The organism is Metabacillus malikii, assembly GCF_030813355.1.
Lineage (GTDB): Bacteria > Bacillota > Bacilli > Bacillales > Bacillaceae > Metabacillus > Metabacillus malikii.
In genome coordinates, this window is record NZ_JAUSUD010000016.1 from 1 (window position 1) to 25,106 (window position 25,106).

Consider the following 25,106-nt stretch of genomic DNA (forward strand, 5'->3'; position numbering starts at 1 on the left):
ACTCGCTACGAGTGAATGGCTAGTTCTTTCTCGGCGGGAATCCCACCCGCTATATGTTACGACCTAGGCTCGGTCGCTCCAGGAGTCTCGCACTTTAAGCTCCAACAAACCCTTGATAAAGTCTGGGCTATAAAAGCAACAATCTTTTAGAAAAGAGCCTTATAAAAAGAAGTCTACAACGAATGTTTATCTTTTTATACTCTTTTAATTTGTCATTCTTATTATCAATTGTTGACGTATACAACTCCTAAATCCCTTACTGTCGATAATCACTGACCTCATCAAGCCAAGTATAGCTCAACACAAAAAAGCCTAACTAGAGAGGTTAGACTTAGGTTAGTGATCTGTCTTTAAAATTATTCGGTCTTCTGCTGACATTTAACGCATATTCCATGGAATGTTAACCTATGGTCTTTTATTTTAAATTTCCAGTCACGTTCGACCACTTCTTCAACATCACCTAATAAATCTTCTTCAATCTCAGCTACGGATCCACATTCAATACATACTAAATGGTGGTGAAAATGTTCTGCCCCTTCCTTTCGAAGGTCATAACGTGAAACTCCATCACCAAAATTTATTTTATCTACTACCTTTAATTCTGTTAATAATTCTAATGTTCGATAAACGGTTGCTAGACCGATTTCAGGTGCTTTCTCTTTCACAAGCAAGTACACATCTTCAGCACTTAAATGGTCCTCTTCGTTTTCAAGCAACACACGTACTGTTGCCTCACGTTGAGGTGTTAATTTATAACTTGCTGAGTGCAATTGTTTTTTTATCCGATCAATGCGGGTTTCCATAACACTTTCCTCCCTCGCCACGTTCCCAAAACTATTATATATCAAAGCAGAGGAAGGTGTCCAATTAAAATCATTTTAATCTAATAAACATAATCTTTATCACTTAATATTAATTATTATTTACTAACTAGCTCGACAACATTTTTCATGAGGTAAGGAGATGCATAAGCCTCGAAACCTGATGCCGCTAATGCTAGAGCACCAATAAAAATAAATATCATAGCATATCTAGCAAATAAAGAAAATGGAGCCTCTAAATTATTTGACCTTTTTACAAATAATTGTTTAATAATTTTTAATGTAAACGAAATCGCTACTGAACACATTATGATAAAAGCCGGAATAAGTAAAATGTTTTGAGGTAATACAGATATAAAAGATAGTAAAAACCCTTTTAATCCTAATTGATTCACTAAGAAACCGACTGTAAAACCGACGACCATCCCTTTAATAAACAACATAACAAGTATGACAGGTAACCCGATTATTGAAATTCCTAAAACCCACATCAGCCCTAAATATTTTAAATTATGTGAAAAACTTTGCTGGAACATTTCTGCCGAGCTAGCTACCTTACCTTCTGCAACTTGTCCAAAGAATCGGTTTAAATAGTAATATAAATCTTCCTTCTGACTTGCATTCATACTATTTACGATTATTGCACCAAAAATAACCCCCATTAAGAATAATACAAATACAAATAAGTATATTGATGATTGTTCTTTAAAATGTTGTTTAATAACTGCACTGATTGGTAGTTGTCTCCGCATATTTTTTCCTCCTGTAATTCACTTACTAGAGTATATGAGAGAATATCCAATCTATGACGACTAATGAGAGAAACAATAGATCTTTTTAATAGAGTTGGTTTCTTCGATGTTCATATTCCTGTTACTTTGCCGTATGTACCTCCACCGCCAGATGTAACTTGGAGTTTCCCTTCACGCGCTGCTATAATATATGTAACAATTTTCTCCGGCAAAACATTTTCCAGCGCTTCTTTTGGTACCTCGTGTAGGATATTCATTTCAGTACCAAACAAGTCCTTTAATTTCACTAACGTTTTAGGCCCAAGTCCAGGTATAAATTGAAGTGGTACTTGATGTATATATGGTGGTCGCTTATATTGATTTTCCACGCCATTCGCTAGTTCCTTCAGCCGCTTTGATACACCCTTCGTAAATCGAATACTCCCACATTTTTCACACTGCGCTTGACCCGGTACTGGTTTCGTGCCACATTTTTCACAAGTCGTTTCATAATACTTACCTAAGTAGGGGTTTAGGCCGTAATTTGCGGTTATTTTTCTTCCGCCCTCATTTCCCAGTGCTTTTTTCAATTCAACATAGCTTGGCTCATTTAAAAATAGCTCCTGGTATTCTCGAGCTATTTTTGGTAACGAATGAGCGTCCGAATTTGTTATAAAAGGATATGAATGAAGTTCTGCAATTTGGTCAGCCATTCGTGTATCTGAGCTTAACCCTAGTTCAACTGCATCAATTAACCTATAATCAAAAACTTCCTGCAACGATTTTACAACACCGCTCCCATATAGACTTTTATGTGGTGTGAAAATATGTGCAGGAATAAATAATCCACCTAAATCTTTTACTTTCTTTTGTAACGTTTCCCCATCCTCATATATACGTTGAGAACTTAACGTTATGTTTGTTAGACGAGACGAGAGCCATGTTGAAAAATCCTGCATTTTTTGGAGAGTCGGCATAAAAACCAACACATGAATTGGTCCCTTACATGCATGATCATAGATTTCTAATTCACTACCTAATATTAATGTCGTTTGTTTGAACCGGATACCGCCCCCTTCTAGTTCAACACAATCACCCGTTTCAATTAGATGATTTAACGTCAAAATTACCTCTGGTACATGACAATCGATAATCCCGATAATGTCGATACCCTTATGTTCACTAGCCTCTACTAGAATATTTTCTAATGTGAGTGATTTTGAGGCTGTAATTTTTACGGGTCTTCCTGATTTTGTGCGTCCGATATGTATATGTAAATCTGCGAAGTATCGATTCATGTTGTCTCACTCCAATTGTGCCGTATGTTCTCCTTACCTAACGTTTATTTAACAGTAAATATTGAACAGCATACGCTGTTTTCGCATCATAAATGTGTTTATTTCTTACCATTTCCTCTGCTTCTTCTAATGTTACCTCTTTTATATCCAAAAATTCATCTTCATCCAATTCGGCTGGGTTCTCTAACTTTTCTAAATTTTCTGCAATAAATAAATGAACTATCTCATCTGCAAAACCAGGTGATGTATAGAAGGATATAAGCGGACGTAAATCCGAACACGTATAACCAGTTTCTTCTTCTAACTCTCTTCTTGCTGTCACTTCAGGTTCTTCACCCATTTCCAATTTTCCTGCGGGGATTTCTACTAATGTTCTCCCTAACGGCTTACGGTATTGTTCGACCATAACAATTTTATTTTCAGGTGTAATCGCAATTACTGCTACTGCTCCCGGATGTCTTACAATCTCACGTGTGCTTTTGTTGCCATTTGGCAGTTTCACCTCTTCAACAACTAAGTCAATGACTCTGCCTTTAAATACTTCCTTTGTAGAAATCGTCTTTTCTATTAAATGTTCACTCATCTTACCAGCTCCTGTTCTATAGACACATTTTTCCTCATACATTCTACCATATCTTACTTAAGTATACTGACAATCTTTTACTTGGTTGACTGGTGTCAGTATTAGGAAAAGGGTGGCTTCTTTTGAAAATCTATCGAGTAGAAAATGGAATAATTCTTGTAGGCAAGGCTTGGGAGGTACGCGCAAAGTTGAAGGAATACAGTAAGTATTATGGAACGGTTCAGGAATGGTTAGAGGACAAAAAGACATTTACCGAACCTACATTACCAATTAAACGTTAAGCCTAATATATTGCCTTTTCAGTCTATTTGTAATAATCTCTCAATAGACTTGAATACGAGGAGTGAAGTGCAATGAATAAGAGACAAATCGGCAATTCTGATTTATTTGTAAGTGAGGTAGGATTAGGTTGTATGTCCTTAGGGACAGATGAAAGTCATGCTGTATCCTTGATTGAAGCTGCCATTAATCAGGGAGTTAACTACCTCGATACTGCTGATTTATACGATAGTGGCCTTAATGAGGAATTCGTCGGGAAAGCAATCAAACATAAGAGACAAGATATCATTCTTGCGACAAAAGCAGGAAACCGCCTGTACGAAGATAAACCTGGTTGGTATTGGGACCCTTCAAAGTCATATATAAAAGATGCTGTTAAAAAAAGTCTTCAACGACTTCAAACAGATTATATTGACCTTTATCAGCTCCATGGTGGTACAGTTGAAGACAACATCGATGAAACGATTGAAGCATTTGAAGAGTTAAAACAGGAAGGTCTTATTAGGTATTATGGGATTTCATCAATACGGCCTAATGTTATCAAGGAATATTTAACAAAATCGAGCATTGTCTCAATTATGATGCAATATAGTTTACTTGATAGACGTCCAGAAGAGTGGTTTCCTCTTATTAAGGAACATCATGTTAGCATCATTGCCCGGGGCCCGCTTGCTAAAGGGTTACTGACCGAAAAGCCCATTGAGCAAAAGCTTAGCATGAATGGCTACCTTTCTTATAATAACTATGAGCTTGAATCACTCTTTCATGAGCTAAAAAAATTGAATTTACCACATACCATGACAGAACTAGCCTTGAAATATTGCCTATATGATGATGTAGTTGCTGCCGTTATTCCTGGTGCAAGCAAAGAAAAACAACTATTTGAAAATATTACTGCCGTATCATCGCAGGCTTTATCGGAGACAGAGTATAAAACACTCCAAAAAATAACGAAACTAGATAAATACGAACAACACCGATAATTGATTGAATTGAAGCTGGGACATAATAACAAAAAACACCTAGTTAAACACGAAACATTGTTTTTTTAGGTGTTTTATTTTCAAAACTTTATAAAATTTGATTGGAGTGGAAAGCGAGTACTCGTCAATCAACCAGAACGTCTACCTCGTATTAAGCAATAAATTAATGTATTAGCCGAATCAATTAAAATGAAAGACTCTTTTCTAATTGAAAACTAGAGCAAAAATCAACGAAACCGACATTGAATTTGTAACAGCGTATTATTTAAAATCTTTCCAGGATAAATTGCTTTCTCCTAGTAATTCTTCAAAACTTTTATTTTTTTCTCTTTGTTTTCTTTCTTCGATTTTTCTTCGTTCAAGCTCAGCTTCCTTTTCTTGTTGCTCAACCGTTAAATCTTTTTTTACTGCCTTTAATTTATCTACTAACTCTTGATTTAAAAAATCTGAAACAGATACTTTTTGATCATCATTTTTCTTTTTGTTATTCTTCTTCATCCTTATAGCCCTCCATTCTTACTTTATAAATTATAAAGCAATCGTCTAATTTTATAAAGAAACTGCTATCCTATGTCCTCGATTACTGAATAATCTCTCCTATCTAATGATATGTTAATGATAGAAAGGAGTGATGACAGTGGCAAAACAACGCGGACAAAAAGGGAAACCTCACGCTGACACTTCAAAAAAAATGATAGCAGCTGAAGAAGTAGAGAAAGCTACCCACCCTACCAATCGTCAAAACACACCACAATAAATCTTATGAGCAGGTATTTACTATACTTGTCTTTTTCTTTATTGGATTGGATGATGCTTTAATATCATGTAAAATGGAGGAGAGTCTATTATTAAGCTCTCCTCGTAAATTTTGTTAGTGCCATGACTTTTGTAAAATATCATTCGTCAAGTTAACAACGATCCTTACGAGAGACTTAAAAGGAGTATATATGTATGAAAAAATTTTTTATCGGTGTCCTTATCGTTCTTTCTTATATCCTCATCGTTGGCTTTTTCTTTACAAATCGGTTGATGTTTATTAAAAAGAAAACAGATGCTGAAATTATCCATCGTGAAACAAAGCTAGGTTTTTTCAATCAAAATGATTATGACGCTCTTGAAAAGCAACCATTTTCAGTTCCTTCCTCATTTGGATACTCTATAAAAGGGACTGTTATTGCTCCTTACGAAACCAATCGCTATATGATTCTCTGTCACGGTGTTACAGTAAACCGACTGAATTCTGTAAAATATATGAACTTATTTTTAGAAAAAGGCTGGAATGTTGTTATCTATGACCATCGTCGGCATGGGGAGACTGGTGGAAAAACAACAAGCTACGGTCATTACGAAAAATTTGATTTACAAACTGTTGTACATTGGCTTAAAAACAAGGTAGGCGATTCACTTACTTTAGGTATTCATGGTGAATCAATGGGGGCTGTAACAACATTACTATACGCTGGCATGGTTGAGGATGGCGCTGATTTTTACATCGCGGACTGCCCTTTTTCTGAACTTGAAGCACAATTATTATACAGGCTTAAAGTTGAATTCAAACTGCCTGGTGCATTTGTTATGCCAATCGCTAAACCATTCGTACAGTTTCGTGATCGATATTCTCTTAAAAAGGTCTCCCCTCTTAAGGCTGTTGCTGCTATTAAAAAGCCTGTTTTATTTATACATAGTAAAGATGACGACTATATTCCTGCCGAAATGTCTAGACAACTCTATGAACAAAAAAAAGGTCCTAAAAAATTATTCATTGCAGAAAAAGGAACACATGCGATGTCCTATGCTGAAAACCGCAAAGAATATTCAGATGTCATTGATGAGTTTTTAGATGAAATTCTTTAGCTGAAAAGCACGAAAGGCTCTCCTTTCGTGCTGCTTTCGCTTATCTACCCTAATACATCTGAAATTTTCTCCATGTGTAAGTCAATCCATGCTATCGCTTCATCTATCGTCGGAAATTCCTGCGCCTCAAAGGTCATTTCATCTTGCAGCAACCATACATCCTTTGTTACATCGTGAGAGCCGCCGATAGACCAATGAAGTAAGCTATACGGATGATTGTCATGTAAAAACGATACCCACGTTCTATTCAAAGCGACATTTTTAATAGACTTTAATTGTTTATTCATCCAACGTCCCTCACTTTACTAGCAAATTCATCCGTGCATTTAATATTTGGGAGGGACTTTTTAACATAAAGCAATTTGCAGACTGATTATATGAAACTGTTAATTGATCATCTAAAAATACCATCTTTGTCTTTTCAACATAGATAGGCACTTCATTTGTTTCAATTTTCAAATCATCGTACTCAGGCTCTGATACTAGCCAAAGTGCTGTGACACCGCACATTACACAGCCACAATCTTCTGTATCATATTTTAACTTTAAAACTTTCTGTTTATGTTGTTCAAGTTTTGGTTTAATTTTTTCTATCGCTTCTTTTGTAAAGGTTACTTCCATTCTTATCTCCTTCTCTCTATTTTCTTGCATCTAGTTTAACATAGGTTTGCTATGTTCTCATCTTTTCGAGACTATGTTAGAGAAGGTTTTTAACCGACCTCTTCGTACTATTTCATCTTTATATCGATAATTGATTGAAACGGTAATTGGAACTGACTCTCATCTGATTCATGTACAATTCTAAGCATCTTAGTTATCGGGTCGATATAATGAACATAACCTGTACAAGTATGTTGGTAATGGTCTTTATAGTAAGTAAACTTTAGTTCATGATGCTCTTCCATCGCTAAACAAATAAGCTCATTAAATTGCTCGAGTTGCTGCTCATCTAATTCAGGCTTTTCTTGATAGTTATCTGTTTCAGACCACTCTCTTAATAACTCTACATGTTCAGGCAGCATCATCGATGTCCATTTTATATTTCCTCTATCCCGTATCATGTTCTATTCACCGGCTTTCACTTCATTGTTCTAAAAATCCCTTTGGATATCCTATTTGGGCAATTGTTTCAGCTATTTTTCGATATCCGCTATCGTTCGGATGAATGCCATCTCTCCTTGATAAAAGTTCTGCTTGTCTCCCATCGAATGCAGAATAAATGTCAACAACTCGAACCGATGAACCATTATCAAACCCGTTTAGCTGGCGATTAATTGTCCGTACCCATTTATCGGCAAGTGGTACTTTCGGTAACGGATTATACAAATTTAGGAGAAAGACAATATATGGAACGGCACAATTCTTCTTTAATTCTTGAATAGTGCTCATGACTTCATTGAGGTTTTGCCGAGATTCTTTTACCGATTCAGCAATTTCGGTTTGCATTCCTGTTTCAACAAACTCTTCACTTGCTTCAATTAAATCATTTCCTCCCGCTGTAATCGTTATAATATTTGCACATATTATTTTTTCCTGTAGTTCATGACATTGAATCATTTTTAATACTTCACCAGTTTCAATTCCCGATTTAGCATGAATAGCTGTTAACACTTGCTTCTTTATTTTATGTTCCGTTATTCTTTTATATTGTGCTACAAAGCCTGGTGCTAAAAATGAAGCACCAACTCCAACAGTTAAAGAATCACCTAATGCTAAATAGTTTAAGTATTGTCTCACCTTGCATTCCCCCAAAGAATAAGTCCTAATAGACTATTCTCTTAACTGGGGAATGGGAACAAGACATATGACTAAACTGCTTATGCTTTATGCCCACCAACTAGCTTTGCTCGATGTTTTGCTGTTCCTGCTGGTGTATATGATACCGCACGTAAAATTGCATCCGATCCATACTTTCCTCGAATTGAGTCCATGACATAGCCAAGTGTACGTTGTTTCGTTCGATTTGGTCGAAACAAATCAAGCTGCATTTCACAATCATCCTCAATATTTGATAGTGAAACAGCAATTTGTCGTACAGTTTTGTTCGCGTAAAATTTATTAAATAGCTGCAAACATGTTTCATATATATCCATCGTAATATTTGTTGGCTGCTCCATCGTTCTTGAACGGTGAAAGCCTCCGCCAAATTCATCACGGCTATAACCAATCGTTAAGCTGACTGTTCGCCCGACTTTTTTATGCTGTCGGGCTCTGCGGGCAACCTCTTCACAGATTTCTAATATGACGTGCTTGACTTCTTCAGGGTCAGGATAATCTCTAAGCAAAATTTGACTTTTTCCAAAGCTAATTTGCCCTTGCATAATCGGTGCTCCGACTTCCGATAAATCAACTCCCCATGCATGGTAATAAAGTTGATTACCCATGATACCAAATTTCTTTTCAAGTAATGCAAGTGGATAATTGGCAAGCTGACCAATATTAAAAATCCCCATTCGGTTCAATGTTTTTTCTACTCTTGAACCAATTCCCCACATCTTACTTAATGGCTCAATCTTCCACAGTTTTTCCTTTACATCATCATATGTCCATTCAGCAACACCTGTTTTTTTCGCGTCTGTATCTAAGCATACTTTAGCAAGTAGCATATTCGGTCCGATACCTATTGCACTAGGAAGCTGAAATTCACGTTCCATATCGTCGCGAATTTTAGCAGCAATCGTTTGTGCATTCCCCCATATATGCTCGACACCGTCCACTTCAATAAAACTTTCATCAACACTATAAGTGTGAATTGCCTCTTTCGGTACATAGCGATGAAATAGCTTTGTTATCTCCGTTGACATCCGAATATAAGTCCCCATCTTTGGATTGACAATTTGAATGCGTGGATCATTTGGAACTTCAAACAACCTAGCACCTGTTTTTATGCCAAACTCCTTTTTCATTTTCGGTGAAGCAGCTAACACGATGCTGCCCTGTCGCTCTGTATCACCGACAACGACTAAATAACACGTCAAAGGGTCTAAGCCGAGCAAAACGGCTGCACAACTTGCATAAAAGCTTTTCATATCAATACAAAGAATTTTCCGTTTAGGAAATTGACGATAATCTTCAATCATAGCTGCTCCTCCAGTAGAATATATGTTCGTATTAAGTATATTCATATATTAAGGGAATATACGTTCGATTTCAATGGTAGTTTTCTCCACAAGCCTCTGAGTTTACTTTTAAAAATGTGGAATGAAATGTATATATACTTTATAAGGGGGGATTAATCAAGGTAAGTTTTCGTGAACATTGATGCTGTTTACCTGGCTTTCCGAGAGGTGGGTGGTGAGCTTCCACGTTCAAAAGCAGAATATGAGCAACTGCTTTTGAAAGTAAAAGCGAAAAAATGACGACACTAAATAGCATTGGTAATCGAAATACTGGGGAGTTTTTAAAGGACCAGAATGATACATATTGAACTTTGTTTTAGTGTCTAGCTCCGATCCAGCCCCACGAATCATGAGCACAAATGAATTGAAGACAAAAAGGGTGACACAACCACCCTCTTTAAGATTACTTTTGTGAAAAAGCCTTTCCCGCTAACCGTTCAACAAGTTTTGGCATCACTTGATACATTTTACTGCCTATATTCATCCAGCCAGGCAAATTGATTTCACGCTTTGATGTCAGCATAGCATTAACAATTGTTCGTGCGACCTTATCTGGGTCAAGCATCCATTTCCCAACATTTTTTACATATTTACCATCTTTATCTGCAATGGTGAAAAAATCTGTTTTAATTGGCCCGGGGTTAACAGCTGTTACAAAGACTTGATGCGGTTTCACCTCAAACCGCAAGCTATTTGTAAATCCTAAGACTGCATGCTTCGTTGCAGAATATAAGCTAGACTTAGGAGTAGCCAGTTTCCCTGCTTGTGAAGCGATATTTATGATATGACCCTTTTTCCTATCAAGCATAGTAGGTAACACCATTTTTGTACTCGCAATGAGTCCATAAACATTTACTTCAAACATATTTTTCATCTCATCAAGTGAAGCATCAATGACGTGATTAAACATTCCAAAGCCTGCATTATTTACTAATACATCAATTGGTCCTACCTCTTTTAAAATTGCTGTAAATACACTTTTAATCGATTCAAGATTTTGTACATCTAAGACATAATAATGGCTAGAAACACCGTAGTCCCTCTGAATTCGTTCGGAAAGCTTTACTAGCAAATCCTCTCGTCTTGCTAGTAAAATGACATGTGCACCTTGTCTAGCACATTCGATTGCAATTTTCTCGCCTATTCCACTAGATGCCCCAGTAATGACTACGTTACATCCCTGGATACGTGTGTTCATAAAAAATGTCACCTCGTTTATTGACAATTTAATTTAGTTTAAATTTGACCGATCCCATTAATTAAGTCAAGTACTCCATAGCAAACTATAAACTTAAAAACCTTGACAATAATATAGAAATCAAACAATAATGAATAAAAATTCACACTCTAAATAAGAGATAAGTAGAACCCATTACGAAAACAGCCTTGTTTAAAGGAGGAAAATTCACTTGAAAAGAATTGGATTTATAGGTGCTGGTTCAATGGCCGAGGCGATGATAGCTGGGTTAATTAAAGGTGGAGTTTATACCCCAGAGCAAATCATTGTTGCGAATCGTTCAAATAAAGAACGGTTAACAGAACTAGCAACGACATATGGAATAGAAACAACCCAAGATAAACAGAACTTGGCAAAGCGGGCAACAATTATTGTACTAGCAATGAAGCCTAAAGATGTAAAGGCTGGTATTGACGGTATTGAAGATAGCCTCACGAATCAGTTAATCGTATCAGTATTAGCAGGTATTTCAATGCGCACAATTTCAAGTATACTCGGAAAAGAAATGGCGATAATACGAGCAATGCCTAATACATCAGCTACAATTGCAAAGTCGGCAACAGCGATAGCAGCTAGTGCCCAAGTAACAACCGAACAATTAGAACAGTGCCTATCTTTGTTTCAAGCAATCGGATTATGTAAAGTAGTCGAGGAACATCAACTTGACGCCGTAACGGGTGTGTCTGGTAGTGGACCTGCCTATGTGTATCTTTTAGTTGAGGCGATGGAAAAAGCTGCAATAGAGGTTGGGTTAAGTCCTCAAATAGCTAGAGAACTCATCGTCCAGACACTGCTTGGCTCAGCTGAAATGATTGCGAATTCGGGTAAGCATCCTGAAACATTGCGAAAGGAAGTTACAAGTCCAAACGGCACAACTGAAGCAGGTGTTACAACCCTTCAAGACAAAGGGTTTGAGGAAGCAGTTATTGCATGTGTAAAGAGTGCAACAAGACGTTCTATTGAATTAAAGGAGATGTTTGCCGAGTCTATTGCCTCAGCAAACAATCGATAATGCGAATGAGGGTTACCTAAAATAAGGTGACTCTTATTTTTTGCACGCTTTCAAAGAGTAGTAATTTGGTAACATATACAACTATTGAGCAATGGAACATGCCTAAACTGCAACTCATAAGCAAGAAGCATGACGGAAATCATCAGGTGTTGTTATAATAATTGCATTGTACATAAATTGATTAGGAGGAAAAAAATGAAGGCAAAACTTTTTCAACCTTATACGATAAAAAATGTAACACTAAAGAATCGCATTGTAATGTCACCAATGTGTATGTATTCCTCGACTAGTCAAGAGGGTTATGTGGAAGATTTTCATTTGGTTCATTATATAAGCAGAGCAATTGGTCAAGTTGGTTTAATTATGGTAGAGGCAACTGCCGTTACACCTCAAGGAAGAATCTCAGCACAAGATTTAGGGATATGGAGTGATGACCACCTGCCACAATTAAGAAAACTAGTATCAGGTATGAAACAATACGGCTCTAAAACAGCTATTCAACTCGCACATGCAGGTCGTAAAGCTACTGTTGATGGTGACATATATGCCCCATCGGCAATCCCATTTGATAACCACTCGAAAACTCCGACTGAAATGTCTAAGGAACAAATTAATGAGACAATACAAGCATTCCAAGCTGCTGCAAAAAGAGCAAAGGAAGCTGGATTTGATATCATTGAAATCCATGGTGCACATGGCTATTTAATTAATGAATTTTTATCCCCGTTATCAAATAAACGCACAGATGAATATGGAGGTACGCCAGAGAATCGATATCGTTTTTTACGTGAAACAATTGAAGCCGTAAAAAGGGAATGGGACGGACCGTTATTCGTACGAATATCTGCTTCTGATTATCATCAAGATGGTTTAACAGTAGAAGACTATTACCCATACGCACAAGAAATGAAAAAACAAGGCGTAGATTTAATTGATGTGAGTTCTGGTGCTGTCGTTCCAGCAAAAATCCATGTTCATCCAGGATACCAAGTACCCTTTGCTGATCAAATAAGGGAACATGGAGCAATTGCAACAGGGGCAGTTGGTCTAATTACACATGGACTGCAAGCAGAAGAAATTCTTCAAAATAATCGTGCCGATTTAATTTTTATTGCAAGAGAGCTATTACGTGACCCATTTTGGCCACGAACAGCTGCTGCACAACTAAATGTGAATATTGATGCTCCAATGCAATATGAACGAGGTTGGGGTAAATAAAGCCTTAGAAGAAGTGGTTGTTAATGAAACCACTTCTTCTTTAATGCCGATTTTTCGGAATATCGACCTCAATAAAATCTGCAGCGATTTCACTATTAAAAAACACAGATTTCGCCTCTCGTTCAAGTTGTTTTATCTCATCCTCGGTCTGGTATCGTGAACTAATATGAGTAAGTAACAGCTTTTTTACATCTGCTAACTTTGCTATTGTTGCAGCTTGCTTCGTTGTAGAATGATAATAATCAGAAGCGAGTGATTCATCTCCCGCCGCAAACGTTGCTTCATGAATAAGTAAGTCTGCATTCTTTGCTAGTTCAACACTAGATGTAGTATACCTAGTGTCACCTAAGATTGTAATAATTCTCCCCTTTTGAGACGGTCCTAAAAAGTCTTGACCGTTTATGTACGTTCCATCATCTAGCATGACTTGCTCACCATTTTTAATTTTTTGATATATTGGGCCTGGACGGATCGGTAATTCCTTCAATTTTTCAATAAGTAACGCACCAGGTAAATCTTTTTCAACAACCCTGTATCCATACGAGTCAATACCATGATCAAGCTTTTTTGCTATTACTTTAAATTGCTCATCTTCAAAAAGAACTCCATCCGTACATTCAACAAATTGAATGTTATATGTTAGATGGGATTTACTAATAAGTAATGAAGTTTGTACGAACTCTTCTACTCCCTTTGGTCCATATACTGTAACCGTATCATTACTACCACCAAGAAAAGACCTGCTACTAATTAAACCTGGTAGACCATAAATATGATCTCCATGTAAATGGGTAATAAATATTTTCTCAATTTTTCGAGGCTTAATCGAAGTATGTAAAATTTGATGTTGGGTTGCTTCACCACAATCAAATAGCCAAATGGTTTGTCTCTCTTCAAGTAATTGCAACGCAATACTTGTAACATTACGTGCTTTAGCTGGCATACCGGCCCCTGTACCTAAAAACATGACCTTCATATCATTACCTCCTTGCCTATCATTCACTAGCATACACGAATTTAGATTTTTACGAAACTTCAAACATAATACTTGACCAAATGATTAATATTTGTCTAAAATAGACTGAATAATAAAAAGATTTTAATAAAATTCTCTATTATTAGGAAGATAAAATTGCACTAATCGTTTATACTAAAGTTGAAAAGCAAGCAATTATGTTTGATTTATCCGACAATTACATTTAAAATTAAGTATTTGTAAAGGTATTTAACACTCAGTGTCAAAAGAGCGATATTTCTACATCATGTAGGGTATCGTTTTCATATCTTTTTCCGCTGTGAATAAATAAATTGTATTTAATAAAGTGAGGTACGAACGTGAATACACAACAACATCCTAAATCAGTTATTGTAATTTTTGGAGCAACTGGAGATTTAGCAAAACGCAAGCTATTTCCATCTATCTATCGTTTAGTTCAAAATGAAAAAATCGGCAGTGAATTTGCAGTAGTCGGTGTCGGAAGAAGACCTTGGACAAATGATGAATTCCGCAACAACGTTACTGATTCTATTCAATCTTCTACGAAAGAATCAAAAAATCTTGAAGAATTCACATCACATTTCTATTATCATCCTTTTGATGTGACGAATCCCTCTTCATATTTAGAGTTAAATGATTTATTAGGAAATTTAGATGGAACTTATCAAACGGAAGGAAATCGAATTTTCTATTTAGCAATGGCTCCTGAATTTTTTGGAACAATTGCACAAAATTTAAAAAAACAAGGTTTAACCGAAACAAATGGTTGGAGTAGACTTGTCATTGAAAAGCCATTTGGCCATGACCTTCCATCAGCAAGAAAATTAAATCAGGAAATTCGTGAAGCATTTAATGAGGAGCAAATATATCGTATTGACCATTACCTTGGTAAAGAGATGGTACAAAATATTGAAGTTATTCGCTTTGCTAACGCGTTATTTGAACCATTATGGAATAATCGTTACATATCAAATATTCAGGTTACATCAAGTGAAGTACTAGGTGTAGAAGACCGTGGCCGCTACTATGAAAACTCTGGTGCACTACGTGATATGGTACAAAACCATATGCTACAAATGGTGGCGTTACTTGCAATGGAACCACCAATCAAGTTAACAACAGATGAAATTAGAAGTGAAAAGGTAAAAGTATTACGTGCTCTTCGCCCAGTTAAAGAGGATGAAGTTTCAAATTATTTCGTCCGTGGGCAATATGCAAATGGTGAACTCGATGGTAAGCAATTAGTCGGTTATCGTGAAGAAAACAATGTTGATCCTGAGTCTCAAACAGAGACATATGTTGCAGGGAAGCTACTAATCGATAACTTTAGATGGGCTGGCGTTCCGTTTTATATTAGAACTGGAAAACGCTTAGCGGCTAAATCTACTAAGATTGTTGTTCAATTTAAAGATATTCCGATGAACTTATATTATAAAAAAGGTGAAACATTACCACCAAACTTATTGGTCATCAATATCCAACCGGATGAAGGCATTACATTACAATTGAATGCGAAAAAAGATGGGGATGCGGGTGATTCTAACCCGGTTCAATTAGATTTATCTAATGACTTCCATGACGGAATTAACACGCCTGAAGCATATGAAAAACTGCTATATGATTGCATGCGTGGCGATGCTACAAACTTCACTCATTGGGATGAAGTAGCGTTATCATGGAGCTTCGTTGACCCAATATCAGAAGCATGGTCAAAAGGAAAAGCAGCTATCGCTTCCTACGCTTCTGGCTCAATGGGACCAAAAGAAGCAGATGATATGCTTGCAGAGGACGGCAATCAATGGTGGCCTGTTAAATAATAAAAATCTTATGTATAAATAAAAGGCTAGAGAATGCTCTCTACGCCTTTTATTTATACATTTTTTCCAAATAATGCACTTTATTTAAAAAATTAAGGCTTCTCCACTTACTATATAAAGGTTGAGTGGAGCTGATAAATTCAAGTTACATTCTTACTTTGCTCAATTAATTGCTCACAGGCTTCAATCCTGTTGCTTATACTTTTTATATACTTAAGGATATGATTAACTGAAATATCCGTAAAAATGTGCGAATGAGCTCGTCTATATGCCTCATACCATACGATTCACCACCACATACAATACTATTGTAAGGTGCAACCCAAAGTATCTCCTATTAGGGCTATTATCCATATAATAGCCCTCTTTTTATTAGATGAGCTTCCCGGAGCAAGTCATAACTCCTTGATAACTCTCCTCTATCAATTTAGATACAAAACCAACATATGATGCTAATAAGACAATATGACTTGATAAAAAATGAAACGCTAGTATTTTTTTACTCCAGCATAATAAAGATTCTTAAATAGGCTCCCAATTAGTCTGACACCGCTAGTAGTATTATTAATCAATAACACTGTATTCACCATAACAAACTGACTTACTTTAAGGTACATAAAAAAGCAAGGACCTTTACTATTTATAAGGTCCTTGCTTTAGTTTACTTATTATTTTTGCATCCATTCTGTATGGAAGATACCTTCTTTATCAACACGTTGGTAAGTGTGAGCACCGAAGTAGTCACGTTGTGCTTGTAAAAGGTTTGCCGGTAATGTTTCAGTTCGATAGCTATCATAGTAAGATAATGCAGAAGAGAAACATGGTACTGGAACACCGTTTTCGATTGCAACAGTTAGAATTTGACGAAGAGCCCCTTGGTAGCTTTCAACAATTTCTTTAAAGTAAGAATCTAATAATAAATTCTCTAATTGTGGGTCTTTATCATATGCATCTTTAATTTTTTGTAGGAATGCAGCACGGATGATACAACCGCCACGGAAAATCATAGCGATATCACCATATTTTAAATCCCAATTGTATTCTTCAGATGCAGCTCTCATTTGAGCAAAGCCTTGTGCATATGAACAGATTTTACTCATATACAATGCTTTACGAACAGCTTCGATAAGCTCTTCTTTATTACCTGCAAATGGTTTAGCAGCAGGACCTGAAAGAATTTTGCTAGCTTTTTGGCGTTCTTCCTTCATTGCAGAAATGAAACGTGCAAATACAGATTCAGTAATGATTGGTAGTGGGACACCTAGGTCAAGCGCACTTTTACTTGTCCATTTCCCTGTACCTTTTTGTCCTGCTGTATCAAGGATTACATCTACTAATGGTTTACCTGTTTCATCATCTTTTTTCGTGAAGATATCAGCTGTAATTTCGATTAGGTAACTATCAAGTTCACCTTTATTCCATTCAGCAAATACTTCATGAAGCTCGTCCGCAGTTAAACCTAGTACATTCTTTAATAAGAAATAAGCTTCAGAAATTAGTTGCATATCACCATATTCAATTCCATTATGAACCATTTTCACATAGTGACCTGCACCATCTGGACCGATATATGTACAACATGGGTCTCCACCCACTTTAGCAGAAATTGCTTCTAGAATTGGTTGAACAAGGTCAAATGCTTCTTTTTGTCCACCAGGCATAATTGAAGGACCTTTTAGTGCGCCCTCTTCTCCACCAGATACTCCTGTACCGATGAAATGGATACCACTTTCAGCTAAATCTTTGTTACGACGTTGTGTATCTGTATAAAGTGTGTTACCACCGTCGATTAAAATATCACCTTTATCAAGATGCGGTAATAATGATTCGATTGTAGCATCTGTTGGAACTCCCGCTTTAACCATTAATAAAATTTTACGTGGAGTTTCTAAAGATTGTACAAATTCTTCAATGCTGTATGTACCAACAACATTTTTACCCTCTGCTTCATTTAAAAATTCTTCTGTTTTTTGAGCTGAACGGTTGAAAACTGATACTGAAAATCCGCGACTTTCAATATTTAATGCTAAATTTTTACCCATTACAGCCAAACCAATAACACCAATTTGTTGTTTTGACATTTACTTACGTCCCTTCTAGTCCTTAAAATATGTTTGGTTCCGACGCTAGTCGAACCCATTTGACAATACCTACGGAATTGACACATAATTCGAATTATTTATTATGACTATAATAGAAAATACCACAAGTTTCGCCTACATTTCAAGTAACATAACTCATGTAATCGCTTACTCTCTCAAAAAATCTTTATTGAAGCTTGTACCCGGAGATTGATCCCCCTCTAGTTTTCCTTTAATTCCCTTTTGTATCACTTTATCTCCATATTTATGTTTAATTTTATCTATAACTGAGAGTAATGGTTCTTGTTTAGCATCATCTTCATATGAAAAGATATCTAGTTGTTTCATTGCTTCCTTCTTTTCAACTAAGTCCTGTGCAGTAACACCTAAAAGGCGGATTGGTTCCTCATCCCAATGAGTATCAAATAGCTGCTTAGCTTGACGATAAATTTCATCTTCACTTTGAGTAGGGTTCGCTAACTTTTTACTTCTAGTAATGGTTTTTAAATTCCCATAACGAATACTTATAAATATTTTAGAAGCAAGAACATCTTTTCTCTTCATTCTAACGAATACTGAATGAGAGAGCTTTTTAAGGACTTCATAAATGACTAATTGATTTGTCGTATCCTTAGGGAGTGTTGTTGAATTACCAATACTTTTAAAGTCGTAAATGGAATCAGGATTAACTTCCCTGTTATCAATACCATTTGCGCGTTGCTTTAATCGTTCTCCATTTATACCTAGTAGTCCTTTTAGTTGTACAATATCACTATGTGCTAAATCATAGATAGTTTTTATTCCAATTGAACTCAGCTTTTCAGCGGTCTTTTCACCAATACCATGCATGTTTGCGACAGGTAATGGCCAAAGTGTATCTTGTAGCTCTCTTTTCCTCAATATTGTAATACCTAGTGGTTTCTTCATATTCGATGCCATCTTTGCCAAAAACTTATTAGGGGCTACACCTATACTGCAAGGAAGTAATAACTCGTCTAGTAATCTTTTCTGTATAGTAATCGGAATTTCCAAAGGGTTATGATTAATAATTCCTGTAATATCCATATACCCTTCATCAATAGATACTGGTTCGACAAGGTCTGTAAATTCTCTAAGTATATCAAACATCGCGGTTGAAGCTTTTCGATACCTATCAAAATTTGGCTTTTTCACAATTAAATCAGGGCACAATTTTTTTGCTTGCCATAAAGGCATTGTTGTCTTTACACCTTTGGCCCTCGCCTCATAACTGCACGTTATAATTATTCCTTTTCTTTCCTCTACATTGCCTGCGACTGCGAGCGGTTTATTTCGCAAATTAGGATCAAAAGCCATCTCAACAGATGCATAAAAACTATTCATATCGACATGTAGAATAATTCTACGAGATTGTGATTTATCCATTAAAAACACCACACATACTATTTGTTTACTACTATAAAGGAGAATGCTAAAAAAATCACCAATCCTATGATTGGTGATTAATGATTTCATCTTTTACAAGTGCGATACCTTCGAGACTAGAAACAAATTGATTCGGATCAATAATCGTAATGAGTCGCTCCTCTAAACTTGCAACTGCAACAAAATATTTCGTTGCTTGGAACGCTCCAACTGCAATTGATTTTAATTGTTCTTCTTGAATATCTAGAATTTCTTTCGCCTCTTGGACAATTAGAGCAACTGACAATTCGCTAGATTGGATTACGATTAGCTTAATATCATCACTAACATTCGTATTTTTCTGGTATAATATATAGTTCGTATCTAGTGCCGGAATTAATTCACCCCTAACTTTTACTACACCTTTCATATAATACGGCATGTTAGGAATAACGTTTATATCATCTAACTTCTCAATTGAAATCACATTTTCGATTGGTACACCGTATTCCTCATTCCCTGCTTGAAAGACAACAATTTTTGCAATATCCATATAATAACTCCTCTCGGAAGATTTACTGTATAGCTTACCTATGACTATCATACTATTATTTTAGTAGGATGTGAAGTGAATCTAGCCACCATAGCTCATATGAAAAAAGTGGACATTCATAAATCAGTAATGGGTATATTAATAAAGAAATCTTAAACTTTTGCTCAAAGTAATACATGCCATCCTTTATCTATTTAAAAGAATAAAAAGTTCTGAAATAAGATAAAAAAAGTGAATATATAAACAATTCGCAAATGTATTGACGTAGAAACAAGAAATTGTTAAGATTCGTCTATTATCTTAATATAATATCTCTTGTATAAGTTCAAGAATAGGGCTTGAACGTTTCTACCAGCTACCATAAATAGCTTGTCTACAAGGATTGTGATTTGTGCTAATCTCATCACAACTCTTTTTATAGATAAAAACTTTGGTAGCTACTGCCAAAGTTTTTATTTGTATAGACAGTAATATATGTATTTATTATGTACGTATAACACGTACAGATAGGCTTTCCCTTTCATATCTGAAGGAAATAGGCGTACATATACATATTTAGGTAAATCGTTCTGCCTACAACTGTCCCTAAATGAGGAGGAAAAGTCAAGTGAGAAACTTTTTTCAATTTGATGAACGAGGAACAACATATAAAAAGGAAACATTAGCTGGGATAACAACATTTTTATCAATGGCATATATACTCGTAGTCAACCCAATCATATTAAGTCAAGCTGGCATGGATAAAGGAGCACTCTTTACAGCAACAGCTTTATCCGCAATTGTTGGTTCCTTACTAATCGGGTTGTTAGCAAACTATCCAATCGGAATAGCACCTAGTATGGGGTTAAATTCATTTTTTACATTCTCTGTTTGTATCGGAATGGGGATTGAATGGGAAATAGCCTTAACTGGAGTCTTTGTAGCGGGAATTATTTTTATGATTTTAAGCTTATTGAAAATACGGGAAAAAATTATCAATGTCATTCCACAAGATCTTAAACATGCAATTGCGTCTGGAATTGGATTCTTCATTGCATTTGTTGGATTGAAAAATGCTGGAATCATCGTTAATAACCCAGACACATTTGTTGCAATTGGAGATTTAACAAGCCCTGGGCCAGGACTAGCTGTAATTGGATTTATTATTACATTAATGATGTTAGTTCGCGGAATAAACGGTGGAATCTTTTTCGGTATGGTTTTAACAACAATTTTTGGGATGTTAGTTGGATTTATTGAACTCCCGACGTCTATTGTTGGGAAGGTTCCTAGTTTAGAGCCAACATTTGGAGTTGTATTTACACATTTAGGAGAAATTTTCACACCACAAGTACTTACAGTAATTTTTACGTTTTTGTTTGTTGCCTTTTTCGATACAGCTGGTGCTCTCATTGCTGTTGCGAGTCAAGCTGGCTTATTAAAGGACAATAAAATACCAAATGCAGGTCGGGCACTTTTAGCAGATTCTACCTCAGGTGTTGCAGGTGCCATCTTCGGAACATCAACAACTGCTTCTTTTGTCGAATCGACGGCAGGAATTGCAGTTGGGGGACGCACCGGTTTTACTGCTGTGATTATTTCTATATGTTTTACGATTTCGTTGTTCTTTTCACCAATATTATCCGTCATTACACCAGAGGTTACTTCCCCCGCTCTCATTATTGTTGGTGCATTAATGGCAATGGAGATAAGTAAAATTAATTGGAGTAAGTTAGAGGTTGTAATTCCCTCATTTGTCACAATTATTATGATGCCATTAACTTCTAGTGTAGCTACTGGAATTGCACTTGGTTTTATCCTCTACCCTTTTGCAATGATTGCACAGAAACGTATGCAAGAAGTTCATCCAATTATTTATGTATTGAGTATATTATTTATATTATATTTTATATTTGTATAGCGTTGAACAGGATGAAGATGTTTCTTCATCCTGTTTTTTACTTATTAACTACTAATAATGTACATTAACTAGTAAATGAAACTTTATGAAGTTTATTTCGTATTACTTATTATCAAAATTTAATTGAAGGGACGAAACTTATGTTTAATATATTATTATTTTCAGGCATAATTGGATTAATCACAGCATTGCTACTCGTACCAATTACGAAACAACATAATGCTGAAAAGGAAAGTAAACCTTTCCCGGTTGTTCAGTCTTTCATGGCTGTACTTCTCCTCACTGTTATTATTAGCTTTATTTTCTATTACTTTACAAATATAGACCAGAACTTTACATCAGTTTGGATTTTTGCGATTATCATCTCTGCTTTAGGAGCACTGATTGCAAAAGGCTACGAAAGAATGATTAAAGGTATACTCTTTGTTGCAAGTCTTTGCATCGGTATTTATATGATTACAGCACCTATTTTTAATGCAGATGATAAATATGAACAGGTGAAAGTTGAAGAGAAAGTCGAGATTGAAGCTTTTGATGAGACAAAAACACCAGCAAGTGTTCCTCCACAATTTGCTCGTAATAAGATGAAGAAGGCCTTTGGTCAAGTGCCGAACACAAGCTATTATGAACTGGGTTCATTGCAAATCCAAAAGGTTGATGGTCATTATACTTACATCGCACCTGTTGAGTTTTCTGGTTTTTTCAAGTGGTGGAATGCAGATAGTACTCCTGGCTATTTTACGTTAAGCGCAACAGATTCATCGGCTAACCCGAAATTCATTAAAGCTGATATGATTTACACTCCATCCTCCTATTTTAATAAAAACATTGAACGTCATATCAGAATGACTTACCCTAAACGTATATTTTATGGAGATGTACAATTAGAAATAGACGATGATGGAAAACCATACTATATAAGCACGTATGGAAACTTCGTATCTGCACGAAACGGATTTATAGCAGAAGGTATAGTTATGGTAGATCCCAAAACCGGTGAAACGAAGGATTACTTATTATCTGAAGTCCCTGAGTTTATAGATGGAGCAGTATCTCCAGAAGCTGTTAGTCTGCAAAACAGTTACTATGGTAAATATATACACGGTTTTTGGAACAGTGTTTTTGGGAAGTCAGATGTTAAACTTCCTTCTGATGAAGGTACTGAGGCTAATGTGAGTCCAATATTCGATGAACATGGTGACATGTACTATTTCACAGACTTTACTAGCCCTAAAGAAGGCGTTGATTCAATGCTAGGTTATTCGTTAACAAACTCAAGAACAGGTAAAGCAACTTATTATACAGGTAATTTAGAAGAGTCGTATATGGATTCTCAAGGAGCTCTACAAATTATCGAGAAGAAATTTATTGAAAAGAAATGGCAGGGAGAAATGCCTGTACTATATAATTTTTACGGTGAAGCAAGTTGGCTTACCCCTGTATTGGACTCAAATGGTTTTTTACAGAATTACTTTATCGTTTCCGCAGCGAACCCAGAAATTTCAGCATATGGGAATACACCGAATGAAGCATTAAAAGGATATAAAGTTGCTTTACAAAAGGGCGGCAGTAAAGTAGATGGCACTTCTAAAGCAGAAGAAAAACAGACTACCGGAAAAGTAGTAAGGCTATTTAAAGAGAAGTCTGGCGATTATACAGTTGTATCATTTCTATTAGATAACAAACAAAGCTACATCATTTCTTCAGAAGTTTACCCATTTGCAATTTATTTGCAAGAAGGTGATAACGTCATCGTTACTTATTTAGATACAGGTGAAGAATTTCTACCTGTAAAAGAAATGACAATTAATGGTCTTCAATAATAATAGAATTTTACTGGCGTAAATATTTATATAAACGTAAAGAGTAAATGTGAGCTAACAGACTTAAGAAAAGGGTGACCTCAAATGGGTCACCCTTTTCATTATTACTCGTATTCAAATTACTCATCATTCGAGAACATGTAATCTCTCTTTTTCAATGAAACGTTTAATACTAGCCCTAAGCCCAGCATACTTGCCATAACTGAACTTCCACCATAACTCATTAACAAGAGCGGTATGCCGGTAATTGGGATTAATCCTGATACCATGCCGATGTTTTGAAAGGTGTGGAACGTGAAAAGCGCAACCATTCCAATACAAATATAAAATTCAAATAAGTTATTTCGTACATACATTGCAATTCCTAACATACGATAAATAATTAAAAAGTATAATGAAATAACGATTGAAGCCCCAATAAATCCAAATTCTTCAGCAACGATTGTAAATATAAAATCAGAGTGAGCCTCAGGTGTATATACGTTACTTTGTTGTAGACCTTTTCCATCTATCATACCTGAACCAATTGCTAATAAAGATTGCTTTAATTGATAGCCAATTCCTTCAGCATGTTCAAATGGATTAAGCCATGAATAAATACGGTTAAGTTGATAAGTACCAAATATATTCAACAAAAAGTCTGGATTATATATAAATGTTAATACTAAACCAGTAACTGTTGATATGATTAAAAAGAATATAACAAGCATTATCCTCCAGTTAATGCCCGATAAAAAAGTAATCGCTAATGTGATGACCACTATAACTAACGCTGAACCAAAATCATTTTGTTTCAAGATTAACAAGACTGGCGGTAAAGAAACTGCAGCAATTTTCAGTAATAAAATAAAATCACGTTTAATGGCATCTGCATTTCCAATTTCATAATGCTTATACGTTACGTTAGCGAGCATCATAATGACAAAGATTTTCATATATTCAGAGGGTTGAATTGAACCAATGCCCGGAACTCTAAACCATGACTTTGCACCATTGATTTCAGGTGCGATACTCTCAGGTACAACTAAAATTGCAATTAACAGCAGTATACCTAAACCATAAAAATATGGTGTAACTTTATTTATTTGCTCAAAATCGAACAGAAAAATGACTGAAGCTATAATTATCCCAAGTATAAACCAAATAATTTGCTTCATAAAAAAATTTTCATCATATTGTGCATACTTTTGTGCACTAAAAATTGATACGCAGCTGCAAATCATTAATAAAAATAAAAAAAACACTAAAGAAGCATCAAAATAATTACCTTTTTTTGTTGACAAACAAATCACCGTTCTCTATAAATTCTAATAAATCAAGATTAACACGTCTAAAGAAAAAAAACATTTACTTTTTTCTTAATTATTTCTTAACCATTGTAGCATTAACATATTCAACATCATTAAGTTAGACGTAA

At 35.7% G+C, this 25,106-nt stretch carries 24 protein-coding genes and 1 riboswitch; of the genes, 8 read left to right on the plus strand and 16 right to left on the minus strand.

Annotation, left to right across the window (positions count from 1 at the left end):
* Positions 1-356: 356 nt before the first annotated feature.
* The 4 genes from fur to J2S19_RS14775 all read right to left on the minus strand — a co-directional run bounded on the left by fur (position 357) and on the right by J2S19_RS14775 (position 3,433).
* Positions 357-803 (minus strand): ferric iron uptake transcriptional regulator, encoded by a 447-nt coding sequence (gene fur, locus J2S19_RS14760; RefSeq protein ID WP_307343546.1) that lies wholly within the window; start codon positions 801-803, stop codon positions 357-359.
* Positions 804-919: 116 nt separating this feature from the next.
* Entirely contained in the window at positions 920-1,573 is a 654-nt protein-coding gene (gene spoIIM / locus J2S19_RS14765) for a stage II sporulation protein M (RefSeq protein WP_307343549.1), read from the minus strand.
* Positions 1,574-1,683: 110 nt separating this feature from the next.
* Positions 1,684-2,850: an endonuclease Q family protein gene (locus J2S19_RS14770; RefSeq protein WP_307343550.1), complete on the minus strand. Its 1,167-nt coding sequence runs from the start codon at positions 2,848-2,850 to the stop codon at positions 1,684-1,686.
* A gap of 37 nt (positions 2,851-2,887) precedes the next feature.
* Complete coding sequence (locus J2S19_RS14775; RefSeq protein ID WP_307343553.1) at positions 2,888-3,433, minus strand: NUDIX hydrolase; 546 nt, start codon at positions 3,431-3,433, stop codon at positions 2,888-2,890.
* A 122-nt stretch (positions 3,434-3,555) separates the two neighbouring features.
* On the opposite strand from J2S19_RS14775, the gene mciZ reads away from it, so the two are divergent.
* Both mciZ and J2S19_RS14785 read left to right on the plus strand, forming a co-directional pair.
* A complete protein-coding gene (gene mciZ, locus J2S19_RS14780; RefSeq protein WP_307343555.1) occupies positions 3,556-3,714 on the plus strand; it encodes a Z-ring formation inhibitor MciZ in 159 nt (52 codons plus the stop codon).
* Between the two features lie 72 nt (positions 3,715-3,786).
* Positions 3,787-4,695, plus strand: a complete 909-nt coding sequence (locus J2S19_RS14785) for an aldo/keto reductase (protein WP_307343558.1) — start codon at positions 3,787-3,789, stop codon at positions 4,693-4,695.
* Between the two features lie 261 nt (positions 4,696-4,956).
* Here the strand turns inward: J2S19_RS14785 and J2S19_RS14790 are convergent, their stop codons facing one another.
* Positions 4,957-5,193, minus strand: coding sequence for a YqkE family protein (locus J2S19_RS14790; protein ID WP_307343561.1), 237 nt, complete (start codon positions 5,191-5,193; stop codon positions 4,957-4,959).
* 453 nt (positions 5,194-5,646) lie between these two features.
* Here J2S19_RS14790 and J2S19_RS14795 point away from each other — a divergent pair, with 453 nt between their 5' ends.
* Positions 5,647-6,549: an alpha/beta hydrolase gene (locus J2S19_RS14795; protein WP_307343564.1), complete on the plus strand. Its 903-nt coding sequence runs from the start codon at positions 5,647-5,649 to the stop codon at positions 6,547-6,549.
* A gap of 44 nt (positions 6,550-6,593) precedes the next feature.
* On the opposite strand, the gene J2S19_RS14800 is transcribed toward J2S19_RS14795, so the two are convergent.
* The 6 genes from J2S19_RS14800 to J2S19_RS14825 all read right to left on the minus strand — a co-directional run bounded on the left by J2S19_RS14800 (position 6,594) and on the right by J2S19_RS14825 (position 10,866).
* Entirely contained in the window at positions 6,594-6,836 is a 243-nt protein-coding gene (locus J2S19_RS14800) for a DUF2552 family protein (protein WP_307343567.1), read from the minus strand.
* A gap of 10 nt (positions 6,837-6,846) precedes the next feature.
* Positions 6,847-7,170: an iron-sulfur cluster biosynthesis family protein gene (locus J2S19_RS14805; RefSeq protein WP_307343570.1), complete on the minus strand. Its 324-nt coding sequence runs from the start codon at positions 7,168-7,170 to the stop codon at positions 6,847-6,849.
* A gap of 107 nt (positions 7,171-7,277) precedes the next feature.
* A complete protein-coding gene (locus J2S19_RS14810) occupies positions 7,278-7,610 on the minus strand; it encodes a YolD-like family protein (RefSeq protein ID WP_307343573.1) in 333 nt (110 codons plus the stop codon).
* A gap of 22 nt (positions 7,611-7,632) precedes the next feature.
* Positions 7,633-8,286, minus strand: a complete 654-nt coding sequence (locus tag J2S19_RS14815) for a GDSL-type esterase/lipase family protein (RefSeq protein WP_307343575.1) — start codon at positions 8,284-8,286, stop codon at positions 7,633-7,635.
* An 80-nt stretch (positions 8,287-8,366) separates the two neighbouring features.
* Entirely contained in the window at positions 8,367-9,629 is a 1,263-nt protein-coding gene (locus J2S19_RS14820) for a Y-family DNA polymerase (protein WP_307343578.1), read from the minus strand.
* 442 nt (positions 9,630-10,071) lie between these two features.
* The gene (locus tag J2S19_RS14825; RefSeq protein WP_307343582.1) at positions 10,072-10,866 is read right to left on the minus strand and encodes an SDR family NAD(P)-dependent oxidoreductase; all 795 of its coding nucleotides are present in this window, start codon (positions 10,864-10,866) and stop codon (positions 10,072-10,074) included.
* A 211-nt stretch (positions 10,867-11,077) separates the two neighbouring features.
* On the opposite strand from J2S19_RS14825, the gene proC reads away from it, so the two are divergent.
* The gene (gene proC, locus J2S19_RS14830; RefSeq protein ID WP_307343585.1) at positions 11,078-11,917 is read left to right on the plus strand and encodes a pyrroline-5-carboxylate reductase; all 840 of its coding nucleotides are present in this window, start codon (positions 11,078-11,080) and stop codon (positions 11,915-11,917) included.
* A 195-nt stretch (positions 11,918-12,112) separates the two neighbouring features.
* A complete protein-coding gene (namA, locus tag J2S19_RS14835; protein ID WP_307343588.1) occupies positions 12,113-13,135 on the plus strand; it encodes an NADPH dehydrogenase NamA in 1,023 nt (340 codons plus the stop codon).
* Positions 13,136-13,175: 40 nt separating this feature from the next.
* On the opposite strand, the gene rnz is transcribed toward namA, so the two are convergent.
* Positions 13,176-14,111, minus strand: coding sequence for a ribonuclease Z (gene rnz, locus J2S19_RS14840; protein WP_307343591.1), 936 nt, complete (start codon positions 14,109-14,111; stop codon positions 13,176-13,178).
* Between the two features lie 359 nt (positions 14,112-14,470).
* On the opposite strand from rnz, the gene zwf reads away from it, so the two are divergent.
* A complete protein-coding gene (gene zwf / locus J2S19_RS14845) occupies positions 14,471-15,949 on the plus strand; it encodes a glucose-6-phosphate dehydrogenase (protein ID WP_307343594.1) in 1,479 nt (492 codons plus the stop codon).
* Between the two features lie 668 nt (positions 15,950-16,617).
* On the opposite strand, the gene gnd is transcribed toward zwf, so the two are convergent.
* From gnd to J2S19_RS14860, 3 genes are all read right to left on the minus strand, one after another.
* On the minus strand, positions 16,618-18,030 hold the full coding sequence (gnd, locus tag J2S19_RS14850) for an NADP-dependent phosphogluconate dehydrogenase (protein ID WP_307343598.1): 1,413 nt from the start codon (positions 18,028-18,030) through the stop codon (positions 16,618-16,620).
* A gap of 168 nt (positions 18,031-18,198) precedes the next feature.
* Positions 18,199-19,434 (minus strand): DNA polymerase IV, encoded by a 1,236-nt coding sequence (locus tag J2S19_RS14855; protein ID WP_307343600.1) that lies wholly within the window; start codon positions 19,432-19,434, stop codon positions 18,199-18,201.
* A gap of 64 nt (positions 19,435-19,498) precedes the next feature.
* Positions 19,499-19,966, minus strand: a complete 468-nt coding sequence (locus J2S19_RS14860) for a chemotaxis protein CheW (protein ID WP_307343603.1) — start codon at positions 19,964-19,966, stop codon at positions 19,499-19,501.
* 295 nt (positions 19,967-20,261) lie between these two features.
* Positions 20,262-20,362: riboswitch (purine riboswitch) on the plus strand.
* Between the two features lie 211 nt (positions 20,363-20,573).
* Between J2S19_RS14860 and J2S19_RS14865 the strand changes: the two genes are divergently transcribed.
* Positions 20,574-21,866 (plus strand): NCS2 family permease, encoded by a 1,293-nt coding sequence (locus tag J2S19_RS14865; RefSeq protein WP_307343606.1) that lies wholly within the window; start codon positions 20,574-20,576, stop codon positions 21,864-21,866.
* A 140-nt stretch (positions 21,867-22,006) separates the two neighbouring features.
* Positions 22,007-23,689: a DMT family transporter gene (locus J2S19_RS14870; protein WP_307343609.1), complete on the plus strand. Its 1,683-nt coding sequence runs from the start codon at positions 22,007-22,009 to the stop codon at positions 23,687-23,689.
* Positions 23,690-23,808: 119 nt separating this feature from the next.
* Here J2S19_RS14870 and J2S19_RS14875 read toward each other — a convergent pair whose 3' ends face one another.
* Entirely contained in the window at positions 23,809-24,972 is a 1,164-nt protein-coding gene (locus tag J2S19_RS14875) for an FtsW/RodA/SpoVE family cell cycle protein (protein WP_307343612.1), read from the minus strand.
* Between the last annotated feature and the right edge of the window lie 134 nt (positions 24,973-25,106).